At 50.0% G+C, this 1,423-nt stretch carries 2 protein-coding genes and 1 pseudogene; 1 reads left to right on the top strand and 2 read right to left on the bottom strand.

What is annotated here, in order from left to right:
• On the bottom strand, positions 1-719 hold a 719-nt coding region (locus ACTHUE_RS19050), incomplete at its 3' end, for an MFS transporter (RefSeq protein WP_440424176.1).
• 146 nt (positions 720-865) lie between these two features.
• On the opposite strand from ACTHUE_RS19050, the gene ACTHUE_RS19045 reads away from it, so the two are divergent.
• Positions 866-1,075: a heavy-metal-associated domain-containing protein gene (locus tag ACTHUE_RS19045; protein WP_314597078.1), complete on the top strand. Its 210-nt coding sequence runs from the start codon at positions 866-868 to the stop codon at positions 1,073-1,075.
• 250 nt (positions 1,076-1,325) lie between these two features.
• On the opposite strand, the pseudogene ACTHUE_RS19040 reads toward ACTHUE_RS19045, so the two are convergent.
• Positions 1,326-1,423 (bottom strand): annotated as a pseudogene (locus ACTHUE_RS19040) (Cu(I)-responsive transcriptional regulator); the annotation flags it as partial.

The following is a 1,423-nucleotide window of genomic DNA, read 5'->3' as shown; positions in this document are numbered from 1 at the left end:
GCCTTCAATCCGCCAACTTGCAACACAACAGGCTCGATATAGCTGTATGCCGTGAAGTGGGCTGTAATAATCAACACCGTCATTGCATAGAGTAGCATCAGGCTGCGGCGTTTGAACAAACTCGGCAGGCTGCTTAAAGAGCCGGTATTTTGGCTGGGTAAAGCAGGCAGGTTTTTGGCCAACACCAGCATTACGCCGGCAGCACAGCCCCCGATCAGCAGGAAGCTGAGCTGCCAGCCGAAGTATTGCCCGACCACGCGCCCCAGCGGAATGCCCAAAACCATCGCTAAAACCGTACCCGTACTGAGCAAGCCCAAAGCCTGATTGGTTTTGCCGGCGGGGGCAAGCCGTACCGCCAAAGAAGCCGTAATTGACCAAAAGACCGCGTGTGTCAGCGCAATTCCGATACGGCTGACCAAAAGGATGTTGAAGTTCCAAGAAAAGAACGACAGCGCGTGAAACAGCGCAAACAGTGCAAACAGCATCAGCAATAATTTGCGCCGTTCGATGTTTTTCGTCATCAGCATCAGCGGCAGCGATAGGAGCGCAACAATCCACGCATATACCGTAATCATCATGCCCACTTCCGTTGCCGGTTTGTCAAAGCTCTGACCGATGTCGCTCAAAAGCGCAATCGGAATGTATTCGGTGGTATTGAAAATAAACGCCCCCACCGCCAGCGCGCATACGCTAACCCATTGTTTGAATGTTGAAGTCATTATTATGTCCGTTTGATGAAGCAAAGGGCGTTATTGTACGCCTATCTGCATTTTTTCAGACGGCCTTTAATGAAGAATTTGCAAGCTGTTTGTGTAAGGAGTAAAGTATTTGGCAACCATATTTGTTTGAATGAAAGGAAATACAAATGCAAACTGTTACCCTCAATATCGACGGCATGACCTGCGGCGGCTGCGTGAAAAGCGTAACCCATCTTTTGGAAGGCGTAGAAGGCGTGGAAAAAGCAGAAGTCAGCTTGGAAAACAAAAATGCAGTGATTACTTTCGATGAAAGCAAAACAGATGCCGACGCGCTGATTGATGCCGTAGAAGACGGTGGCTACGATGTGGCTTTGTAACCGATAAGCGTATTTTTGAATATAAGGCCGTCTGAAACGTTTCAGACGGCCTTTGTCTCTTGATCACTTACTTTTTGCCATTATTTGGATTACACCGCCACACGGGTAAACAAAAGTTTTCGCGCATATCTGAAGCAAAGCGGCGGCAAGTGGCTGCCGTATTACGACGAGGCCTGTACCAAACCGTTAACGGCCGACTAAGGCTACCTGAAACTTTTCAGGTAGCCTGTTTCTATTCTGCCCAAGCCGCCTAACGCTCCTCCAGCCCGGCCAAAATCGCACAATCCGGGCAGTCGTCTCCCGCGCAGGCATCGTGCCAACGTTGTAGCTCGGCCACCATGCCCTGCA

The sequence above is a fragment of the Neisseria sp. P0021.S005 genome (assembly GCF_051956955.1).
This window is presented reverse-complemented; position numbering and strand designations above follow the sequence as displayed.